The organism is Pseudobythopirellula maris (assembly GCF_007859945.1).
GTDB classification, from domain to species: domain Bacteria; phylum Planctomycetota; class Planctomycetia; order Pirellulales; family Lacipirellulaceae; genus Pseudobythopirellula; species Pseudobythopirellula maris.
Genome location: NZ_SJPQ01000003.1, coordinates 513,035 through 527,699, shown reverse-complemented (window position 1 = coordinate 527,699; position 14,665 = coordinate 513,035). Strand labels below are relative to the sequence as shown.

General features: G+C 70.0%; 8 protein-coding genes. 3 read left to right on the top strand and 5 right to left on the bottom strand.

All coding sequences use genetic code 11. The annotated features are described in order from the left end of the window. Nucleotides 1-70: 70 nt before the first annotated feature. Nucleotides 71-3,373 carry a multiheme c-type cytochrome gene (locus Mal64_RS14890; protein WP_146401644.1) on the top strand — a complete coding sequence of 1,101 codons (3,303 nt, stop codon included), beginning with the start codon at nt 71-73 and terminating at the stop codon, nt 3,371-3,373. Between the two features lie 2 nt (nt 3,374-3,375). After that, complete coding sequence (locus Mal64_RS14885) at nt 3,376-5,220, top strand: hypothetical protein (protein ID WP_146401642.1); 1,845 nt, start codon at nt 3,376-3,378, stop codon at nt 5,218-5,220. Nucleotides 5,221-5,249: 29 nt separating this feature from the next. Here Mal64_RS14885 and Mal64_RS14880 read toward each other — a convergent pair whose 3' ends face one another. The 5 genes from Mal64_RS14880 to Mal64_RS14860 form a co-directional block, all read right to left on the bottom strand. Next, entirely contained in the window at nt 5,250-7,403 is a 2,154-nt protein-coding gene (locus Mal64_RS14880; RefSeq protein ID WP_146401640.1) for a hypothetical protein, read from the bottom strand. Then, nucleotides 7,400-8,224, bottom strand: coding sequence for a hypothetical protein (locus tag Mal64_RS14875; RefSeq protein WP_146401638.1), 825 nt, complete (start codon nt 8,222-8,224; stop codon nt 7,400-7,402). Before Mal64_RS14875 ends, Mal64_RS14880 begins: the two co-directional genes overlap by 4 nt. Nucleotides 8,225-8,358: 134 nt before the next feature. Continuing rightward, the gene (locus Mal64_RS14870; RefSeq protein WP_146401636.1) at nt 8,359-10,056 is read right to left on the bottom strand and encodes a cyclic nucleotide-binding domain-containing protein; all 1,698 of its coding nucleotides are present in this window, start codon (nt 10,054-10,056) and stop codon (nt 8,359-8,361) included. A gap of 145 nt (nt 10,057-10,201) precedes the next feature. After that, nucleotides 10,202-11,224 carry a cytochrome c family protein gene (locus Mal64_RS14865; RefSeq protein WP_231993776.1) on the bottom strand — a complete coding sequence of 341 codons (1,023 nt, stop codon included), beginning with the start codon at nt 11,222-11,224 and terminating at the stop codon, nt 10,202-10,204. A 207-nt stretch (nt 11,225-11,431) separates the two neighbouring features. Next, on the bottom strand, nt 11,432-12,751 hold the full coding sequence (locus Mal64_RS14860; protein WP_146401632.1) for a 2Fe-2S iron-sulfur cluster-binding protein: 1,320 nt from the start codon (nt 12,749-12,751) through the stop codon (nt 11,432-11,434). A gap of 170 nt (nt 12,752-12,921) precedes the next feature. Here Mal64_RS14860 and Mal64_RS14855 point away from each other — a divergent pair, with 170 nt between their 5' ends. Then, nucleotides 12,922-14,649, top strand: coding sequence for an adenylate/guanylate cyclase domain-containing protein (locus Mal64_RS14855; RefSeq protein WP_197525789.1), 1,728 nt, complete (start codon nt 12,922-12,924; stop codon nt 14,647-14,649). The last annotated feature ends 16 nt before the right edge of the window (nt 14,650-14,665 follow it).

Sequence of the window (14,665 nt, the reverse complement as noted above, 5' to 3'; positions counted from 1 at the left end):
TCGGCCCACCGCCGCACAGGAGGCCGACGGCGGGCTCGATGCGCTCGGCCGATCTCTAAGACGAGCGTGCATGGCGGCGATCACCTGCACCGCCGTGGCGGCCGCCTGCTACGCCGCCCTGCTTGCCGCAACGGCGTTGGTCGAAACGCCGGGTAGTGAGCCTCGGGTGGCGTCGGCTGCTAGCGAGGCTAGCGGCGGGTCCGCAAGCGAGTGGGCCGCGCCGGCCGATCTGGCTGCTGCGGCGGCTCTGCCCACTGATCGCCCCGATCTTCCCGACGCTGGCGGCGGCCTCGATGCGGAGCATCCCCCGGGCGCCGGCAGGCGGCTGACGGCCGAAGAGTGGACCTTCCTGTCGAACGCCTGCCCCACGGCGCTGGACGCCCTGCCCGCTGAGCTGCTTCCGGCCGGCATGGCGCCGCTGGGCGCCGTTGCGGGGGCGGCCCCCCCCACGGCGTTTGCTCCGGCCGTGACCAGCGCCGAACGCAACACAAGCAGCACGCCCGAGACCACGGCGGCTGCACGGGCCCGGATCACGGGCCTGCGCGTCGCTTCGCGGACCGACACGCCTTGGCCGGTGGGCCATTCGCTGCGGGTGGCCCAGGCGCCGGGGGGCGGCGATCGTGGCGAGTGGCTCGTAGCGCCCGAGGCTTGGTACGCCCCGGAAGACCGCCAGACGGAGGCGGCCGACGCCGCGGCGCCCGGCGAAGAGCCGTCGGCGGACTCTTCTGACGAGACTGCCGTCGAGCACGAGCCGGCCGTCGAGGCTGCCGATGCTGCGGCCAGTGGTGCAGCCGGTGAAGCCGACGAAAGTAGCGGTCCCGGGGATGCAGCAACCGAAGAACGCGAGACTAGCCAGCCGAGCGGGCCGCTGTTTGGCGCTCCGATGCTGCCCGCTCCCAGAGAGTCGGCCACTGAGACGCCCGCGACTGCGGGACGGCAATACCCAGGTGAAGCGACACGGGAAATCGACCCGCAAGTCGATCTGCAACTCGACGAGGTCGAGCGTCGGTTGCAACGCGCGGTCGAGCGGATCGTGGTCGGCGTGGAGGAAGTCCCGTCCGACGACGAAGTGGAGGCCAACGACGCCCAGCAGCAAGCTGTCGAGAAGCAAGCTGCCGAGCAACAAGTGGTCGAGCAGCCGCAGCCGCAGCCGCAGCCCCAGCCGCAACCCGGGCCGCAGTCTCAGCCATGGCCCCAGCCGCAACCACTAGTGCAACCCAAGCCGCAACAGCAGGCGACCCCGCCCTCGCCCCGGCCACAGCAGCAGCTTGCGCCTCGGGGCCAACCACAGGCGCCTCAGACGCGTCGAGCGGCGCCGCCGCAGCCGGTAGCGCCCGAGCCCGCCGCGCCGTCTCTTAACACTGCGCCTCAAAACACTACGCCTCAGAATAATCCGCCTCAAAGCGGACCCTCTCGGGACGCTGCCCCCGCGCGGGCAGTGCGGCCTGCGCCGCGGCCTGTGACTCCGGAGAGGATTCCTGGGCCGGCTTCGGGGGGGAATCGTTCGGTGACGCCGCGTCCTTGGGGGGCGCCGACTGCGCCGCCGGCTGCGCTGCAGAAAGCTGCGCCGCTGAAGACTCCGCCACCTTACGGTGGCGGCTCGCCTCAAGTTGGAAACTCGCCTCTTGCTGGGCACTCGGCTCATGCGGGGCACTCGCCGCAGGCGGCTGCGGCGGCGCGGGCGAAGGCGGGGGGCAAGACGGCTGACGAGTCGCACGCCGAGCTGTTCACCAAGAAGCGCTACCCTTCGGCGCGTGACTGCGCGGAGTGCCACGAGGAGATCTTCGAGCAGTGGAGCGTGTCGAGCCACGCCTACGCGTTCGTCTCGCCGATGTTCCACAAGTTCGAGCAGCGGATCAGCGAGCTGAGCCAAGGGACGGTCGGCTACTTCTGCTACCGCTGCCACTCGCCGGTGGCGACCACCATCGCCACGGCCACGGGGCACACCCGGGCGACGCCGATCGGCGAGCTCCCGGCGGCGGCCCGCGACGGCGTGGGCTGCATCGCTTGCCACCGGGTGAACGAGCGCTACGGCAAGTCGAACGGCGAACGCCGCATCGTGCCGGGCGACAAGTACGCGCCGGTGTATGGCGGCGTCGGGGGCGACGGCGTGGCGGAAGTGATCGCCCATGCGGACAAGTACAAGGTGAAGCTCTCGGACGAAGCCAAAGGGCCGGGGCAGGGGATCCACCGCGAGGGGCGGTTCTTCGACCAACTCACCCGCGCCGAGGCGTGCACCAGCTGCCACCAGGTGGCGGTGCACCCGGGCATCAAGCTCGAGGTTGTGTGGGAGCAGTACCGCGCGAGCCCGGCGTGCAAGAAGGGGGTGAGCTGCCAAGACTGCCACATGGGGCGCGTGCCGGGCGTGCCGGCGGGCTACGACTACGGCCCGATCGCCAAGGTCGGCGGCAAGACGGTCAACGAGCACCGCAAGAAATCGAACCACACGTTCTACGGCCCGGGCTACTCGATCGCCCACCCGGGCGTGTTCCCCCAGCACAAAGACGCCGATCGCTGGACGGTGGACGAGTGGCTCGATTACGACTGGCGCGCGGGGTGGGGCACGGACGAGTTCGAGGAGGCGGTCGACGAGGGCCGCGTTCGGGTGCGGTTCCCGAGCAAGTGGTCCGACGCCGACGATCGCTACGACGCCCGCGACGTGATCGACGACAACCTGGTGAAGCTCGCCCACAAGCGGCGGCTGCGCGAGGTGGTCATGGAGAACGGCTCGAAGGTCGAGGGCCCGTTCTTCCGCGAAGCGCCGCAGCGCGGCAAGGACCTCAAGCTCGACTACGTGGTGACCAACCTGAACGAGGGCCACAACCTGCCGACCGCCTCGCTCGGCGCCCAGCCGCAGTTGTGGGCGAACGTGGTGCTGATCGGCCCCGACGGCCGGCGCTTGTGGGAGACCGGCTACACCGACTCGAAGGGCGACCTGGCCGACATCCACTCGGAGGACGTGCGCAACGGCGTCGTGCCGTTCGACTCGCAGCTGTTCAACTTGCAAACGATGTTCCTCTACACCGGCGCGACGGGGACCGACCGCGAGTGGACGCTGCCGGTCAACATCAGCATCGACCAGGTTCCGCACCTGCGTCCGGGGGCGTTGCCGATCAGCGTGCTGAACCACCCGCCGGCGATCCGCATGGAGATGCGTTCGATCGCGCCGCTCGGGTCGAAGCGGGTGAAGTACAAGATCCCGGGCGAGCTCTTGCGTCAGCCGGGCCGCTACCGGCTGAGCTTCCGCATGCGGAGCCGCGTGGAGCCGATGTACTTCATGCGGTTCTGCCGGGCGACGGCCGAGATGCAGCGTGCGATGGTCGAGGGGACGCTCGACATCCATCCCTACTCGGTCGAATTCGAGGTGCGGTAGGGATGCGTCAACCGAGCGAACTGCTGGCGTTTTTGACGGCCTGGTTGGTCCTGGCGGCGGCCGCCTGTGCGCAATCGCCGCTGCCGTCGTGGGAGCCGCCGGCCGCGACGCACACGCCGCTGTTCGCGCCCCCCAGGTCGGGCGAGATGGCGCTAGGCTACGAAGACGGCGGGCCGGTGGGGCGCGTGTCGCGGGCCGAAGATCGGATCACCCGGCTGCCGCCGGTGTTCGAGCCGCCGGCCGATCGCGGCGGCGGAGCCGACTCGCAGGTGGGCTACGAGCCGCTGCGCACGGCGATGACGTGCGGCGTGGGCTCGTCGCCGCAGCCGATCGTGGGGCGGTTCGGTTTGTTGCCGCCGGCGCCGTTAGAAGCTTCTCCATTGCCGACCGAGGCGCTTGCGTGTTCCCCTCCCCATCAGGAGAAAGGGGGGGAAGACTTCCCCGAGGTCGAGTTCCACCCGCCGCACACCGACCCCCGCGCCTGCCTGGTTGGCTGCGACGATGGCGACTTCAGCGCGGACGCGTTCTACGCCCCATACGACCCTTGCGCGGAGCGCGATGTCTACCACGGCAAGTCGCTGATCCCCACGCAGCGGCCGTGGGTTGAGCGTGGGCTGCCATTCTACGCGGCGGGGCCGATTCCGGTTTCGGGCACGGAGTGGGGCGCGACGAACCTCTCGCAGAAGAAGTTCTACGTCTACGGCGACTTGCGTACTGCGATCGCCGAGAACGGCAACGTGGGGCCCGACAAGACGATCTTGGCCAAGCGGCTGAACCTGGAACTCGACTATTGGTTCACATCGACCGAGCGGCTGCACGGTTTTGTCGGCCCGCTGCAGGACGGCGGTAATTTCACCCGCATCGAAGAGGGACGGTTCGAGAGCGAGTTCGACCTGTTCAACGCCGACACCGACACGCTCTTCTTCGAGGGCGACCTGGGGCAGATCCTCGGCGGCTTCAAGGGCGAGTACGCCCAATACGACCTGCCGTTCACGGTGGGCCTCGTGCCGCTGCTGTTCCAGAACGGCGTGTGGACGCAGGACGCGATGATCGGCGGCGCCGTCACGCTGCCGGCCAAGAACTCGGCGCGGCTCGACTGGTCGAACTTCGACGTGACGTTCTTCGCCGGCCTCGACCGCGTGTCGAGCGGCGCCTTCGGCTTTGACGAGGGGGCGGGCCACGTGCTGGGGGCTCACACGTTCGTCGACGTGCGGGGCGGTTACCTCGAGATGGGCTACGGCTTCGCCGACGACGGCCGCGGCCTCGGCCGCTCGTACCACAACCTGGGCGTGAGCTACACGCGGCGTTATCTCAATGCGGTGTCGAACTCGGTGCGGGTGATCCTCAACACGGGCCAAGACCCCGTGGCCGGACCGCAGACGGCCGACGGCGTGCTGCTGCTCGTCGAGAACACGCTGATCACGAAGAACCCGTACAACGTGTTCCCGTACATGAACTTCTTCATCGGCCTCGACCGGCCGCAGCCGCTGGCCCGGGCCGGGGCGTTCGGCGGGGTGCTGTTCAACACCGGCATCTTGTTCCAGAGCGACGCGCTCACCGGCTACCCGACGCTCGACGCCACCGGCAACAACACGATGGGCGTGTCGCTGGGCCTCGATCTGCTCGCGCCCGATTACAACCAGCAGCTGATCGTCGAGGCGGCGTTCCTGCAAACCTTCGGCGAAGACGCCACACGCAACGCCTTGGGCGACCAGGTGGGAGTGGGCGTTCGCTGGCAGAAGCCGCTATCGACCGCCACATTGATCCGCGCCGACGCGATGGCCGGCTGGCTCGACAACTCGGAAGATATCACCGGGGCTCGGGTTGAGTACCGCTGGAAGTTCTGAGGGAGAGGCGTGGGGCTAGGAGTTTGGGGCTAGGGGCTAGGGAAAGCAGGTGACGAGCTGCGCTCGTTGATGATCGTTCGTAGCCCCTCACTCCTAACCCCTAACCCCTCCACGTGGTAGTGATGACACTGCGTGCAAGAGTCGCCCGCCAAGTGGGGCTGGTGGCAAGAGACGCACGCCTGTTTGCCCAGCGGCGCGAACTGAGTGACGAACTGCGCCGGGTGGAGCGACGCGTAGTCGGTGGCGCTCGCGGCGGCAGCGTCCACCTGGTGGCACGCCGTGCAGTCTTCGAGTTCCGGCTGCACGACGTGCGGGCGGTGCGAGAAGTGGGTGAAGCCGCGCGGCTCGGTCGTGCGGTCGCGGCCGAGCCAATTGAGGGCGAGACGACCGCCGGGCCGTTGCTCGAGGCTGTGGCAGGTCGCGCAGCCGCCGGGGCTCGTGGGGCCGGCCAATTCGGCGAGCGCCGCGTCGCGCAGCGCGGCGTGCTCATCGGGCAGAGCGGCGATCGTGTCGAGCCACGCCCGCAGCATCGGGTCGGCGTGGCCGGTGGGGCGGTACTTCAGCGCAAGGCCGCGGCGGTCGATCGACCACACACCGGGCGCCGCGGGCGGATCATGCGGGGCGTCGGCGTCGTCGTTCCAGAGACGCCAGGCAAGAGCCGCCATCTCGCGCGGCAAACCGGGGGCAAGGCTTCCTTCTCCTAAGATTCCCTCCCCCTGCTGGGGAGGGTTAGGTAGGGGGGACGAAGCGGGTACCCGGCTCGCCCTCAGCCCGGCCGTCCCCCCGAGGGGGAGGGAGACCAGCGCGGCCACGCGTTGGGCGACCGCTTCACCGCCATGCTCGGCGAGGTCGGCAACCAACGCGCGGGTGGCGTCGACCAGGTCGGCCGCCGCGGCGACCTGCTCCTCGTTGCCGGGGTCGACGTCGAAGAACGTGAAATCGGCGCCCAAGAGCTGCAGCGCCCGCCGCGCCTCGGGGTCGCTCGCCAGCAGCAGCTTTTGCAGCGCGGGCATGTCGCCGTCGAAATCGCCCTTCGCGGACTCCGGCCACAGGCCGAGCGGCCGGCCGGCGTCGGCCAACGCCGCGTCGTCGACCATCGGCAGGGCGAGCAGCGCCACGCCCGTGGCCGAGGTGGCGTCGATCGACGCCTCGTGGCACGACGCGCACGAGGTCTCGAACGGCGCCAGCGCCGTCAGGTCGCCCGTGGCGTCGGCGGTGTGGCAGACGCGGCAGTCGAACGTCTCCGATTTGGACGGGTGGTGCTTGGTTTGGTGCGAGGCGTGGTTGAAGGCGATCCGTTGCCGGCGGCCGTGGGGCCAGACGCCGAAGTCGGGGTGGTCCGATGCGAACGACTCGAACCGCTCCTGGTGACACGCCTGGCAGCGGGCGTCGGTCAGCCGCGCGAGGTTGTGGTCGGCGCCGTGGTGCTCTTGGTGGCAGACCGCGCAGGCGACCTCTCCTCCGTGCGCGCCGCTTGGCGTCATGCCCGCGAACGGGGCGGATGAGAGCGACGCGTTCACCACGCTGTCGCTCTCGACGGGGGGCTTGCTCGAAGGGAGCGATTGGGCCGGCAGCCCGTGGGCGAGCATCGCGGCGCCCGCGGCGTCGAGGCCTTGGTGGCACTTCAGGCACAGCGCGGACTGCGTCGGTCCGCCCGGTTCAATCACGCCGTGCCCGAGCGCCGCCCGGCCCACGACGCCCAACGCCCCAGAGGCGCCCGCCGGGTGGCACGCCGCGCAGCGATCGGCCCAGTTCTCACGGCCGACGATCTGGGCGTGGTGCGAAGTGAGCGGTCCCGGCGCCACGAGCTCGTTGCGCTGGGCCGTGCCGAGCAGCATGAGCACCGCCCCCAAGGCGAACGCCGCCGCGCCGAGCGACCAGCGGCCGCGCACGGTGCGCAGGCTGCGCTTCGGCTTGCAGGTCGCCACGCGGCAGCAGGCGCCCTCGGGCGAGGGGCCGCCGCCGCCCCCGGCGCCGTCACAAGGCCCGCCGCGGTGCGTCGAGCGGTTGCAGACCCAGCGGTCGCCCTGCCGCACGGGCACACACTCGGCGAGCGCCGGGCAAACGCCGCCGCGGGTCGGGCCCACCGGGCAGGGGCGGCCCTCTTCCGAGAGGCCGCACACCCACGGCTCGTTGGGGCGGTCGTAGCGCTGGGCGCCGAAGTCTTCGAGCGGGCGTCTCACGCGTGCCCCCCGCTGAAGCCGAGGGCCAGCACGCCGTGCAACGCGCCGAGGAGCAGCAGAGACCAGGTCAGGCAGAGGTGCACGAAGATCCATCCCTTGAGCAGGCCCTGACGCGACTGATGGAAGTCGAGGTCGTCCTTCTTGCGCACCAGGGCGAACAGCTTCTCGCTCGCCTCTTGCTCGGGTGGGGTCAGAACACGACCGAGCGCGGTGATCTCGCCGAACAGCCGCTTGCGCGTTGAGCTCGTCGGCCGCACGGCGTAAGCGAGCGGCCTGCCGCCGAGCAGGAATCCTTGCACGCGTTCGGCGTAGAACGATGCCAACGTCGTGGCGCCGCTCGAGTCGACGGCGGCGAGCACCGCGGTGTCGGCGTCTTCGAGCACCCGCCGTCGCAGCTGCGGGATCCGTTCGTACACGTACTGCTCACCGGTGCGGGCTAACTGGCGGGGGAGCGAGCGGGTGAGCCACAGCCCCGCGACGCCGCTCAGGAACGTCGCCCAGTAGCTGGCGGCCAGCGCCCCCTCGAGCCAACCGTCGGCGGCAAAGCCGCCGGTGTGCAGCACGAACAGCGGCGCGGTCATCGCCCCGACCAGCAGGTGAATCTGCATCCACGTGGCGCTGCGTCCCAGCGGGATGCCGGGCAGCTTCTTTCGCAGGTGGTAGGCGGCGAGGAACAGCACAGCCGCGTAAAGCACGTAGCCCGTCGCCAGCGCGCCGCGGTAGAGCGACGCGTCCATCCACCGGACCCACAGCACCAGCCCCGCGGCGCCCAGCGTGGCGGCGAAGAGGTGTCGGATACGGCGGTTGGCGAAACGGTCCAAGGCTCTGAGAGATGCTTTGCGATTTGGTGCGTATAGCCGACAACCTACGGTCGTCGGACGGCGCGGCGTTTGATTGTGATTCGGCCCGACGACCGTAGGCCGTCGGCTATTGCCTGATTGCTAAACAGCTTTCGTTAACGCGTTACACTCGACGGCAAGCCGCTCACGTCGCTCAGGTCCACACGCACCAGCGCGTCGTGCGGGCAGGCGTGTTGGCACGCGGGCCCGGTCAATTGCCCCGCGCACAGGTCGCACTTGGTCGCTTTGACGATCGGCTGGTTCGTCTTCTCGTCGATCTGGATCGCCCCGCCCGGGTCGCGGATCTCGACCATCTGGATGTTCTTGTAGGGGCAGCTGTTTGCGCAGGTCGCGCAGCCGACGCACGTCGGATCGTTGATCGCGACGACGCCCGTGGCCTCGTCGCGGTGGATCGCTCCGGTCGGGCAGCCCAGCAGACAGACCGGATCGACGCATTGCATGCAGGCGTTGGCGAACTGGTAGCGGTCGTGCACGGCGCCTTGGCGGACGAACCGCGGGTTCCCCTCGTGCGTCGCCGCGCAGGCCCGCACGCAGTCGTCGCAGCGCGTGCAGCGGTCGAGGTCGATGACCATCGCCCGCGTGCCATTCATCAGCCGGTGGTCGACCAGGAAGTCGAGCGTGTTCGAGTCGGCAACCGGTTGCTCGGCGGTGGGAGACGCGGCCCAAGCCGTCAGCTGGCTCGCGTTGAGCGTGGGGAGCACCTCTTCGACCACCACCGCCGTGGGGATGCGGATCAGGTCGAGCCGTCCGACGGCGTGCAGCGAACGCCGGAGCGGCGCCGCGTCCTCGCCCGTCGCAGCGGCGGCGATCTCCTCGGCGCCGAACTGTTGGCCCTTGCCCAGGTAGGCGACCGTGCGTCGGCCGGCGCCCTCGCGTCGCGTCACCCGTCCAAAGCCGCCCCGCACGAGCAGCAAGCCGCCCGGCGGCTGTCCCTCTTCGGCGGCGATCGGCTCGCGTTCCACACGCTCGAACGGCGTCAGCTCACTCGTGGCCGGGTGGTCGGCCTGCCACTCGAACGAGCCGAACGACTCGAACTCCACCGCCTCGGCGACCCGCTCCAACGCCTCGGCCGAGAGGCCGCGAAGCAGCGGGGTCTCGCGGAGGTGAACGGCCAGGCTGTTCTGCCGGTAGAGCATGTCGACGTGCGCAGCCAACGCCGGCGTGTAGCGCATCAGGTCCCGCAGGCCTTGCCAGCGGATCTCGAGCATGACGACCGGCGACTCGGCGAACACCGTGGCGCTGCGCGGCGAGCGGGTGAGCGCCGAGAGCTCGCCAAAGATCTCGCCCGGTCCAAGCCTAGCGGTGCGCGTGCGGTCGAGCACCGCGGGCACGTCTTGCAGGAAGACGGTCGCGTGCTCGCCGTCGCCGCGGGCGCCGACGCCGGGCCCCAGCACGGGCGGCAGACCCGTCGGTCCACGCGTCTCGGGCGCCTTGGGCGGGCTGAGCAGCCGGGCCAGCGCCCGCCGCAGCTTGCCGCCGCTCGCCGAAGGGCGATCGGCCTTGGCTTCGGGCAGGTTCTCCAGCGCCACGCGCGCCACGCCGTCGAGCACCAGAAACGCGCTGCCTCCGTAGTCCCCTTCGCGGACGATCAGGTCGCCGTCGGCGTAGCGAATCACGCGCGTGTCATTGAGCAAGATCGCGCGCAGCGGGGTAGCCGAAGGGAACGCCTTCGGGTCCATGCTACCGAACGGCTCGACCCCCAGCAGCCGATCGACCAACGCCTCGGTCATGTCGTCGCCGAACGGCTCGTCCCATCTCTGGGGCCGGGCGCGGGTGACTTCGTGCTGCGACATTGGCTAGCGGACTCGTACGAAACGAAGGGAACCACAGATAAACACGGATAAACGGCGAGCCGGGGGCGTAAGCCTCCGGAGTTCACGAACACCCTAAAACGATCTACTTGTAACGATTTACTTGTATCGATTTACTTGTATCGATTTACTTGTACTGTGCCGGCGAGGGCAGCTCGTCGTCGATCGCCGCCAGCGTCGCCCCGTCCGCCTGCTCGGCGAAGTTGTAGGCCGCTACGCCCACCGCGTCGGCCGCCGCCAAGATCGCCGCGGCGTTGCCCAGCCGCAGCTCCACCGCCGCGACCGCTTCGAGCGCCGGCGCGACGAGCGGGCTCTCGAGCTTGCGTTGCAGCCGCCACAGTTGGGCCTTCTTGGCGGCCGCCCGGCCGGCGGCGGTCTTGCCGTACACGCCCGCTTGGGTGGCCCCCGCCACGGCCCGCAGGCTGTACTCCAGGTCGGTCATCACGCCCACCACGTGCATCACGCGCAGCCGCTCGGGACCGCTCGGCGCGTTCGCGGCGCCGCCCGACCGAACAAAGTTGTGCCGCACCATGCCCTGGGACCAGGCGACCAGGTCGAAATCGGTGCTGCCGGCCGTGTGGCCGCCGACCTCGACGAGTTGCTCGTCCGGCGCGGTGTGGCAATCGAGGCACTGGCGGGCCACCAGGTACAGGTTGCCCGGGTTGTTCATGCCGGCCATGACGCTCCGCAGCCGCCGCTCGCGGCGGTGGTCGGCGGATTCGGTTTGGCGGTTGGCGCCGGGGCCGTAGTCGGCGTGCAGGTCGAGCCAGTCTTGGGCCGCGCCGTGGCACGACTCGCAAGAGACCCCCTCGGTCACGCGCATCCGGCCGTTGACCTCCTGCTGGGTGTAGTGGCATCGCACGCAGGTCCCGCCCCGCTTGACCGAGCGGATCCCGAGCCGGTCGGCGATCGCCTTGGCCTCGGGCGTGCGGTGCAGCTCCTCGAACGTTCGGAAGTGAGGCGTCGCGCGCCACTGATTCACCTCGGCGGCGTGGCACTTGGCGCAGGCGTCGGAGCCGACCACCTTGGCCGCCGCCGGCTCTGCCGGCCCGAAGCCAGGCGCTTGAGCAAACGCCGCAGCCGCGATCGCCACGGCGCCGGTCAAAGCGGCCGTGAGAACGAGCAGCGGGTTACGAGCAATCGGTCGCAAGGTGGGCGATTCCTGTTGGTTGTTAACCACGGATTTCACGGGTGCCACGGATGACGATGGCCACAAAAAGGCGCGAAAACGCGCGGAAATGGGTGGGGTGACCATTCCGTTCGATCGTCATTTTCCGTGTCCCTTGGCGCCTTTTCGTGGCTATATGATTTGAGTGACTCAGCCGGCGTCCATCCGTGCAATCCGTGGTCTCTTCTTCTAAGCCTCGAGCACCACCGGCCCCTCGGGCAGGCTGATGCATGCGAGGCAGTCGCCCGCCGCCGCGGTGGCGCCGGGGGGCTTGGTCGTGGCGGTCTTGCCCTCGAGCACCCGCACGCGGCAGGCGCCGCAGTTGCCGGCCCGGCAGCCCGAGGCGAGCGGCACGCCGAGCGATTCGGCCAGCTCCAAGAGCGACTCGTACTCGCCGTTCCACACCGCCTCGCAGTCGCGGCCGGCGAAGCGGACGACGCTCCCCTTGGCCCGCTCCATGAGCGAGTCGTCGGGCGCCATCTTCACGCTCGCAGGACCGAACGCCTCGTAGTGGATCGCGTCGGGCGGCACGCCCCACGCCAGCAGGTCGGGCACGATGGCGTGCATCATGCGGGGCGGGCCGCAGATGTAGTAATCGAAGTTGTTCGACGGCAGCCGCTCGCTGAGCGCGTTGACCGTGATCCGTTCGCCCCACGACTCGGTCGGTTGCGCCGCGTCGCTCGACGGCGGCCGCTCGGCTTGGGCGCCGTCGGCCTTCGAGTAGAACAGGTGGATCTTGAAGCGATCGTTCGACGCGGCCAGGCGACGGAGGTCGTCGTCGTACGGCCTCTCGTCGGGGGTGCGGAACGCGAAGAACGCGTGCGCCGGGCGATGGGACCGCAGGTGGTCGAGCGTCAAAAGCATGCTCATCATCGGCGTCACACCGATGCCGCCTGCGATCAGCACGACGGGACGCGGGTCGGCCGGGTTGAGGAAGAACCCGCCGCTCGGCGCCTTGCAGGCGATCACGTCGCCCGGCTTGGTGTGGTCGTGCATCCAACCGCTGAACACGCCGGGCTTGGAGCCGGGGCGATTCGGGTCGGCGGGCTCACGCTTGATGGTGAGCCGGTAGAACTCCTCGCGTGGTCGGTCGGAGAGCGAGTAGCAGCGGACCGTAGGCTTCGCGTCGTCCGGTGCGGTCGCGTCGGCGGCGTCGCTCGGCAAGCGGGCCGACAGGGTGAGGTATTGCCCCGGCATGAAGCCGGGTAACGGCTGGCCGTCGGCGGGCGTCAGGTAGAACGACTTGAGCCCCTCGGCCTCGTCGACGACCGACGCGACACGCATCGGCCGCTCGCCCTCCCAGGGGGGCGCGTTGACGTCGCGCGCCCGGCTGGCGGCGGCCACGGCCTCGACCCGGCGGAGGAACGCCTCACGCCACCGCTCGGCCCGCCGCCGACGCCGCTCGCCCGTACGCCAGGCCGCAACGCCGCCCGCCGCTAGCTGCACAACAACCCCCGCGCAGAGCGTCGCGCCGAGCGCGCAAAGCATCCAGTTTTGCGAAGCGTCCATGCTCGCTCTGGGGGCGTGAGTGAATGGGTGGAGAGGGGCGAGTATCCCGGAACGCGGTGCTGGCGTCCAGAACGATTGACGACGCGCCGGCGGCGGTGCTAGCAGACCGACAGGAGCCGGGCGTGCTGAACGCGATAGTCCTGCGTGCCCCAACCTACTATGTTGCGAGGATGTTTGACCTCGCGATCCACAGCCCGCGCCAGCACGACCAGCAACGCATCGCCGGCGGGCGCGTGGTGCTGGCGGTCGGCCAAGACGGCGTGTGGCGGCTTGCCGAGACAGAAGCGGCTGCTGGCGGCGGTCGGCTCGTGCTTTCTCACAACGGCAACGGCTTCGATGCGGCCGGCATGCCGGTCGGCGAGCGACTGGAAACGCCCGGCTCGCTCGCCTTTACGCTCGGCGACGTTCGCTTCGAACTCAGCGACGCGAACGCAACCCGCTCGCGCGGCGCCCGCGCGCTGCAGCGGCTGGAGACCGACGACGACCGCCGCGCGGCCGACGCCTCGGGCCCCGCCTCCGCCACGCTCGCCCGCTGGCTCGAGGCGCTCTCGGCGCTGAACCGCTGGTCCGCCTCGACGCCCGAGTTCTACCGCGACGCCGCCCGTTTCGCCGTCGAGCCCGTGGGCCTCGACGGGGCGATGATCTTAGAACGCGACCCGGCGAGCGACGCTTGGCGGATCGTCTCCAGCGAGTTGCCCCGGCCCGAACTGGGCGTCGGTTTCGACCCCACGCTGCTCGAGCGGCTCGCAGCGCAACACGGAGTGTGGTTCCACGGCGTGGAGCAACCGACGGACGACGGCGAAACGCCCTTGAAGGTCGACCCACGACCGGCGATCGTGCTCGCCCCCGTGACCGACGGCTCGGGTGAGTTGGTCGGCGCCGTCTACGCCTGGCGCGTAGTGCACAGCGGCAACGGCCGTCGCGGCGTCCGTTACCTCGAGGCGAACCTCGTGCGGCTTCTGGCCGACTCGGTATCGAGCGGTGTGGCGCGGTTGGAGCAGGAGGCCGAGGCGGGCCGGCGGCGGGCGCTCTTGGAGCAAGCCTTCACCCGCACCGTGGCGCAGCAGATCGAGCGCGACCCCGCCATGCTGCAAGGCAGGCGCCGCGACGTCTCGGTGTTGTTCGCCGACCTCAGGGACTTCAGCGGCCTATGCGCCGAGCTGCCGACCGAGACCACCTACGAGCTCTTGGGCGACGTGATGGACTGCCTCACGCGCGCCGTCACGGACAACGACGGCGTGGTGATCGACTACTACGGCGACGGCCTGTCGGCGATGTGGAACGCGCCGCTCAGCCAACCGGAGCACGCCGAGATGGCGTGCGAGGCGGGGCTGCAAATGCTCGCCGAACTGCCCCACGTGAGCGAGCGCTGGGCCGACCGCATGCGCGCGCCGCTGCGGCTGGGAGTCGGCGTCCACACCGGGCCGGCGGCCGTGGGCAATATCGGCAGCACGCAGAAGATCAAGTACGGCCCGCGCGGCGAGACCGTGAACCTCGCCAGCCGCGTCGAGGCGGCGACCAAGCGGCTCGGCGTGCCGCTGGTGGCCACGGCCGCCACCGCTCGGCTGTTGCCGAGCCGCTTGCAAGCGCGCCGGCTCTGCCGCGCCCGGCTGCCGGGGCTCGAGGAGGCGGTCGAACTCTACTCGGTGGCTTTCCCCACGACCGAGAGCCGTGTGCTGGCCGCCCTGGACCGCTACGAGCGGGCGCTGAGTTGCTACGAGCGGGGCGACTGGGACGAGGCGTTCTCTCTGCTCAAGGCCCAGATAAAGACTTCTGGCCCGGCCGCCTTCTTGGCCGACACGATTCGCCGCCAAAGATCGATCAAGATCGGCCGCCGAGAAAGCGACCACGACGCGCCCGACACCGAGCCGGCGGTGATCACGATCGAAGAGAAGTAGCATTTCTCACTCCCCC

Bases quoted from the DNA above. Each gene is read 5' to 3' on its own strand.
- Mal64_RS14890 (WP_146401644.1), top strand. From the start codon at position 71: ATGGCGGCGATCACCTGCACCGCCGTGGCGGCCGCCTGCTACGCCGCC.
- Mal64_RS14885 (WP_146401642.1), top strand. From the start codon at position 3,376: ATGCGTCAACCGAGCGAACTGCTGGCGTTTTTGACGGCCTGGTTGGTC.
- Mal64_RS14870 (WP_146401636.1), bottom strand. From the start codon at position 10,056: ATGTCGCAGCACGAAGTCACCCGCGCCCGGCCCCAGAGATGGGACGAG.
- Mal64_RS14860 (WP_146401632.1), bottom strand. From the start codon at position 12,751: ATGGACGCTTCGCAAAACTGGATGCTTTGCGCGCTCGGCGCGACGCTC.
- Mal64_RS14855 (WP_197525789.1), top strand. From the start codon at position 12,922: ATGTTTGACCTCGCGATCCACAGCCCGCGCCAGCACGACCAGCAACGC.